The sequence below is a fragment of the Pseudonocardia sp. genome (genome assembly GCF_025465255.1).
Lineage (GTDB): Bacteria > Actinomycetota > Actinomycetes > Mycobacteriales > Pseudonocardiaceae > Pseudonocardia.
Genome location: NZ_JAODNI010000057.1, coordinates 20,643 through 27,312, shown reverse-complemented (window position 1 = coordinate 27,312; position 6,670 = coordinate 20,643). Strand labels below are relative to the sequence as shown.

At 73.3% G+C, this 6,670-nt stretch carries 6 protein-coding genes; 1 reads left to right on the top strand and 5 read right to left on the bottom strand.

The features are described from left to right. Nucleotides 1-399, top strand: a 399-nt coding sequence (locus tag JWP64_RS05960) for an ROK family protein (protein ID WP_297493287.1), incomplete at its 5' end; no start/stop codon positions are given. Nucleotides 400-440: 41 nt separating this feature from the next. On the opposite strand, the gene ppc is transcribed toward JWP64_RS05960, so the two are convergent. The 5 genes from ppc to pfkB form a co-directional block, all read right to left on the bottom strand. Then, nucleotides 441-3,212 carry a phosphoenolpyruvate carboxylase gene (gene ppc / locus JWP64_RS05955; RefSeq protein ID WP_297493284.1) on the bottom strand — a complete coding sequence of 924 codons (2,772 nt, stop codon included), beginning with the start codon at nt 3,210-3,212 and terminating at the stop codon, nt 441-443. A 245-nt stretch (nt 3,213-3,457) separates the two neighbouring features. Next, nucleotides 3,458-3,736, bottom strand: a complete 279-nt coding sequence (locus JWP64_RS05950) for an HPr family phosphocarrier protein (protein WP_297493281.1) — start codon at nt 3,734-3,736, stop codon at nt 3,458-3,460. A gap of 19 nt (nt 3,737-3,755) precedes the next feature. Continuing rightward, the gene (locus JWP64_RS05945) at nt 3,756-5,231 is read right to left on the bottom strand and encodes a PTS fructose transporter subunit IIC (protein ID WP_297493279.1); all 1,476 of its coding nucleotides are present in this window, start codon (nt 5,229-5,231) and stop codon (nt 3,756-3,758) included. After that, a complete protein-coding gene (locus JWP64_RS05940; RefSeq protein WP_297493277.1) occupies nt 5,228-5,680 on the bottom strand; it encodes a fructose PTS transporter subunit IIA in 453 nt (150 codons plus the stop codon). Before JWP64_RS05940 ends, JWP64_RS05945 begins: the two co-directional genes overlap by 4 nt. A 14-nt stretch (nt 5,681-5,694) precedes the next feature. Further along, the gene (gene pfkB / locus JWP64_RS05935; protein ID WP_297493274.1) at nt 5,695-6,627 is read right to left on the bottom strand and encodes a 1-phosphofructokinase; all 933 of its coding nucleotides are present in this window, start codon (nt 6,625-6,627) and stop codon (nt 5,695-5,697) included. Nucleotides 6,628-6,670 lie beyond the last annotated feature (43 nt).

The following is a 6,670-nucleotide window of genomic DNA, read 5'->3' as shown; positions in this document are numbered from 1 at the left end:
CGGCTGGCCGAGGCCGGCGTGCTCGACGCGCACGACGTGGTGCGGGCCGCGGAGTTCGGGGACCCGGTGGCCGTCGAGCTCCTGCAGCGGGCCGGGGCGATCGTCGGGGAGACCCTCGCCGCGCTGGTCAACTTCTTCAACCCGTCGATGATCCTGCTCGGCGGCAGGGTGGGCGCGTCCGGGAACCTGCTGCTGGCATCGATCCGGCAGGCGGTCTACCGCCGCTCGCTCCCGCTGGCCACCCGGGACCTGCAGGTGGGGCTGTCCCCGCTCAGCGACCGGGTCGGGCTGCGGGGCGCGGCGTTCATGGTCGTCGACGAGCTGTTCTCGCGCGAGCGCCTCGGCCGCTGGATCACCGAGGGTTCACCGGCGGGCCGGCCGGCGCTCGCGGCCGGCTGACCCGGCGGCGGATCAGGCGCTCACCGGGGGCCGGGGAGGCGTCAGCCGGTGTTCTTCATGCCCGCCGCGATGCCGTTGATGGTGAGCAGCAGCGCGCGCTCCAGGTCCGGGTCCGCCTCGCCCGCCTCGCGGCGCTGGGCCAGGAGCTCGACCTGCAGGTGGTGCAGCGGCTCGAGGTAGGCGTTGCGCACCGAGAGGGTGTTGCGCAGGACGGGGTGCCGTTCCAGCAATGTGCTGTCCCCGGTGAGCCGCAGCAACTCGCGCAGGGTCAGCTCGTGCTCGGCCCGGATCAGCTCGAACAGCCCCTGTTGCGCGGGCTCCACCAGCGCGGACACGTAGTAGGAGGCGATCCGCAGGTCCGTCTTGGCCAGCGTCATCTCGACGTTGCCGAGCAGGTTGGCGAAGAAGGCCCAGTCCCGCATCTCCTCCAGCGTCTCGCCGTACCCGGCCTCGCGGGCGGCCGCCAATCCGCTGCCCAGGCCGTACCAGCCCGGGACGACCATCCGGGTCTGCGTCCAGCCGAAGACCCACGGGATCGCGCGCAGGTCGTCGAGAGAGGGGGCGCCCTTGCCCGGACGCTTCGACGGCCGGGAGCCCACGTTGAGCCGGCCCAGCTCGTCGACCGGGGTGGCCGAGGTGAAGAACTCCGGCAGGTCCGGGTCCCCGACGAGCCGCCGGTACGCCGTCTTCGACGCCTCCGACACGCAGGTCATGACCTCGTCCCAGCGGGCGAGCGTCTCGTCCGGCCAGCGCGACGCCTGGTGGAGCAGGCTGGCGTCGAGCATCGAGGCGAGCAGGATCTCCAGGTTGTCGTGCGCGAGCGTCGGCAGCGAGTACTTGTCCGAGATGACCTCGCCCTGCTCGGTGAGCTTCATCGTGGCGTCGACGCTGCCGTACGGGGCGGACGCGATCGCCTCGCCGGCCGGACCGCCGCCGCGGCCCACCGACCCGCCGCGGCCGTGGAAGAGCCGCAGCCGGACGCCGTGCTGCGCGCCGACGTCACGCAGCTGGCGCTGGGCGCGGTGGATCTCCCACTGCGAGCTGGTGATCCCGGCGCCCTTGTTGGAGTCCGAGTAGCCCAGCATGATCTCCTGCAGGTCGCCGCGGTTGCGGACCTGCCGGCGGTAGCCCGGGTCGGACAGCAGCCCGTCGAGCAGCGGGCCCGCCTGCGAGAGCTCCTCGACGGTCTCGAACAGCGGCACGAGGTCCACCGACGAGCGCGGATCCGTCTTCAGCTCGACCATGTAGGACTCGCGGGCCAGCACCGTGACGGCCAGGATGTCGTCGACGTCCTGGGCCATCGACACGATGTAGGTCTGCGCGACCTCCGGGGCGAACTCGTGCTGGACCTCGTGCAGCATGTCGAACGTCGCGACGACCTGCGCGGCCTCGGCCGGGACGCCGTAGTGCCGGCGGATCAGCGGCCGCCCGCCCTGCAGCTCCTTCGACAGCAGCTCCCGGCGCTCCTCCCGGGTGAACTCCGCGTAGGGCTTGTCCAGCTCGCCGAGGGAGTCGTAGATCGCGCCGAGGGCGTCGTGGTGGCGCTGGCTGTGCTCGCGGATGTCCAGCTCGGCGAGGTGCAGCCCGAGCGCCCGGCCCGCGCGGAGGGTGCGGGCGAGGGTGCCGTCCGCGATCCGCGCGCCGAGGTGCCCGCGCAGCGAACGGTCCAGGACGCCCAGATCCGCCAGGTACTCGACAGAGCCCTGGTAGTCCCGCCCGGGGACGTGCGCGGCCTTCTCCGCGATCCGGGCGCGGGTGTTGTCCAGCCGCGCCTGGACGTAGGACAGCTTGAGCCGGTACGGCTCGTTCGCGTTGAGCCGGATGAACCGCTCGTGGATCTCCGGGAGGCTGCGCCGGTCCCGCGCCAGCGCACCGCGCAGCTCCTCGGAGACGCCCACGACCTTCGTGGAGATCGAGAGCTCCTGGATCAGCTGCTCGACCAGCGCGCCGTGGATCTTCAGGGCGCGGTCCGCGTAGAGCTCGAGGGTGTCCCGGGTGACGTCCGGGGTCACGTTGGGGTTGCCGTCGCGGTCCCCGCCGACCCAGACCCCGAGCGTCAACGGGCGGGAGTCCGCCGGGACGTCGAAGCCGTGTGCCTTCGCCTCCCGGCTGAACTCGCCGATCACGTCCGGGACGGTGCGCGAGCCCAGCTGCTCCATGAACCAGCCGACGGCGCGGGCCTCGTCGGCGACGGTCGGTTTGCCGGGCCGGATCTCGTCCGTCTGCCAGAGCAGGTCGACGAGCGCGCCCAGCTCGTCGTCGGAGAGCCCGTGGTCCAACCCGTCCGCGACCCGGCGCAGGATCGCCAGCACGGACTGCCGGGAGGACTCGGTGGGGTGCGCGGTGAAGACGGGCCGCAGCTGGGCCCGGGCCAGGACGTCCTGGACGGCGGCGCGGTCCGCCTCCGCGGCCAGGCGCTCCATGACCGTGTGCAACGGGCGCGCGTCCTGCGGGCGCAGGGTCCGCAGCTCACGGGAGCGGTGCAGCTGCTCGGCGACGTTCGCGAGCTGGAAGTACTGGGAGAACGCCCGGGCCAGGGTGACGGCGGTACCGGTGTCCAGTCCGGCGAGCCGGCGGGTGACGGCGTCCGGGTCACCACTCTTCGCCGTCGCGTCCCGGGCGAGCTTGCGCACCTCCTCGACAAGCTCCAGCAGCTCGTCCCCCGCCTGGTGGGCGACGGTCCGGCCGAGCATCGTCGAGAGCCGGCGGATGTCCGCCCGCAGCGCGTCGTGCTCGGACTCGGAGACGACACCGGAGTGCGCGGCCAGCGAGTCCGGGGCCAGCAGTTCGGTGCGGTGGGCGCTCGCAGTCACCGTGGTGGGCTCCGTCCGATCGGGAGTGCGTCCGCTCGCGGCGTCGGGAACGGTGGTCGTGCGACCATCGTCGCCCCTGCACGGTCCCCGGGCCATCGCTGGGGGCCCGCCTTCCGACGGTTGTAACGGTGGGGAAACACGCGGCCCGGTCGACCACGTGCGAACGGGCGGCCCTCCCGCGTGCCCTCGGGAGAACCGCCCGTCCGGCGGGGGAGCGCTCAGGAGGAGAGCGAGCGCCCGGGTGGTCAGTTGGGGACCGCGTCCAGATCCTGGGCCAGCAGGTCCGCCAGCGCGTCCAGCGAGGCCTCGCCGTCCGCGTCGTCGGAGGCGGTGAGCACGACCTCCTCACCGCTGTTCACCCCGAGCCCGAGGACGGACAGGATGCTGCGGGCGTCGACCGGGCCGCGGGCACCCGCGGCGATGGTGACCTTCGCGGGCTGCTGCCCGGCGGCCTTGCAGAACAGGTTGGCGGGGCGGGCGTGCAGCCCCACGGACGATCCGACCTTGACGCGGCGCTCGGCCATGGTGTTCTTCTCCTCGGGATCAGGCGTGGGCGGCGGCGCGCGGGGCCGCGGCGGGGATGGTGTCGGGGGTCTCGGCGGCGGCCGTCTTCCGGCGGCCCAGGGTCTTCAGCGCGATGACGAGCGCGGCGGACACGACCGTCCCGGCGATGATCGCGATCAGGTAGCCGAACGGGTTGCCGATCAGCGGGAGCACGAAGATGCCGCCGTGCGGGGCCCGCAGGGTGCAGCCGAAGGCCATCGAGAGCGAGCCGGTGACCGCGGACCCGACCATGAGCGACGGGATGACGCGCAACGGGTCGCCCGCGGCGAACGGGATCGCCCCCTCGGTGATGAACGAGATGCCGAGCAGCCAGGCGGCCCGCCCGTTCTCCCGCTCGACCTCGCTGAACAGGCGCTTGCGCACGGTCGTCGCCAGCGCCATGGCCAGCGGCGGGGTCATGCCGGCGGCCATGACCGCCGCCATGATCAGCAGAGCGGTGTTCGACGGCGTCGACAGCCCGGCGACGGCGAAGGCGTACGCGGCCTTGTTGACCGGCCCGCCCATGTCGAAGGCCATCATCAGGCCGAGCAGCGCGCCCAGCAGGATCGCGTTGGTGCCGGAGAGGCTGTTCAGCCAGTTGGTGAGCCCGGTCGTGGCCGCGGCGAGCGGTCCGCCGATGACCACGAACATGATCCCGCCGACGATCGCGGTGCCGATCAGCGGCAGCACCAGCACCGGCATGATCCCGGCCAGCGCCCTGGGCACCCTGATCCGCTTCATCCAGAAGATCAGCCCGCCGGCGAGCAGGCCGGCGACGAGGCCGCCGAGGAACCCGGCGCCGGTCTCGACGGCCACCAGGCCGCCGACGAACCCGGGGACCAGCGCCGGCCGGTCCGCGATCGCGAAGGCGATGAAGCCGGCGAGCACCGGCACGAGCAAACCGAAGGCGAGGGCACCGAGCTGGAACATCAGCGCCGCCCAGCTCGTGGAGGAGCCCCAGTCGAAGCCCTTGGTGACCGACGGCGCGTCCGTGATCTGGTAGCCGCCGATCGCGAAGCCGAGGGCGATCAGCAGGCCGCCCGCGGCGACGAACGGGATGACGTAGGAGACACCCGTCATCAGCCAGCCACGGACCTTGGACGCGGTGCCCGGCCCGGTCTGCTTGACAGCCAGGGCCGGCGCCGCGGCGGCCGCCGAGCCCTTCGGTGCGGCCTCGGCGGCGGCGACGGCCTGCTCGATGAGGCCGTCCGCCCCGCCGATGGCCTTCTTGACGCCGCTGGTGACGGTCGGCAGGTGCGCGAAGCGTTCCTTGTCCCGGACCTCGACGTCCGCGGCCAGGATGATCGCGTCCGCCTCGGCGAGCTGCTCGGGCGTGAACGGGGTGGAACCGGCCGAGCCCTGGGTCTCGACGACGATCTCGTGGCCCGCCTCCTCGGCGGCGACCTCGAGGGCCTCGGCGGCCATGTACGTGTGGGCGATGCCCGTCGGGCACGCGGTGACGGCGAGGAGTTTCATCCCGCGACCTCCTTCTGGACGTAGTCGGCGACGTGACCGGCGTCGGTCGCCTCGAGCAGCTCGTTCTTGAACGCCTTGCGGACCAGCCGCCGGGCCAGCGCGGCCAGCACGGTCATGTGGTCGGTGTTGCCGCCCTCGGGCGCGGCGATCATGAAGATCAGCCGCGCGGGGCCGTCCTCGGCGCCGAAGTCCACGCCCGCGGTGCTGCGGCCGAACGCGAGGCTCGGCACGGTGACGGCGGCGGAGCGGCAGTGCGGGATCCCGATGCCCCCCTCGAGACCGGTGGGCATCTGCGCCTCACGAGCCTCGATGTCGGCGAGGAACCGGTCGATGTCGGTGACCCGGCCCGCCTTGACCAGCCGCTCGGCCAGGGCCCGGACCGCCTCGCGGCGGCCGTCGGACGGCAGGTCGAGGTCGACGAGATCGGCGGTGATCAACGGTTCGGTCATTGTGGCGTCTCCTTCTAGAGGACGAGGGCGGCGTCGGGCGCAGGGTGGAGCCGGACATCGGCGAGCGGGAGGTCGAGCGGGCCGGGCATCGCGCTTCCCGGCAGGCGGCACGCGGCGGCGCCGTAGGCGACTGCGCGACGCAGGGCGTCCGGTCCGGCGCCACCCGCGGCCAGGAAGCCGGCCAGGGCGGCGTCCCCGGCGCCGACCGTGCTCCGCACGGCGACGGGAGGGGTCATGGCGTGGTACTCGCCGGACTCCTCGACCAGCAGGGCGCCACCGGCGCCCAGGCTGACCAGGACCGCGCCGACACCACCGGCACGGAGTTCACGGGCCGCGGCGAGCACGTCGCCGAGGCTGTCGAGGGGCCGGCCGACCAGCTCGGCCAGCTCCTCGTGGTTGGGCTTGATCAGGTCGGGACAGGCGGCGACCGCCGCGACGAGGGGCGCGCCGCTGGTGTCCACGGCCACCCGGGTACCCCCGGAACGGGCGCGGCGCACCAGGTCGCCGTGGAAGGTGCCCGGCATGCCCTCGGGCAGGGATCCGCAGGTGACCAGCCAAGATGCGCCACGGGCGCGGGCCACGGTCTGCTCGGTGATCTCCGTGACCTCGTCCGCGGTGAGCACGGGGCCCGGTTCGTTGATCTTGGTGGTGGTCCCGTCGGGCTCGACCAGGGTGATGTTCGAGCGGGTCGCACCGTGGATCGGGACGGTGACCGCCTGCACGCCCAGGGCGTCGAGCAGTCCGTTGAGGCGCCCGCCCGGCGCGCGGCCGGAGGGCAGCACCGCGATCGTGTCGATGCCGGCCTTGGTCAGGGCGCGGGCGACGTTGACGCCCTTGCCGCCCGGGTCGAGCCGGCCGGACAGGGCGCGGTGCACCTCGCCGCGGTGGAGCTCGGCGAGTTCGACCGTGCGGTCCAGGCTCGGGTTGGGGGTCACTGTGACGATCATGATCGTGCCTCCACGGGGAGTGGTGCGTCGACGGGGCAGGACC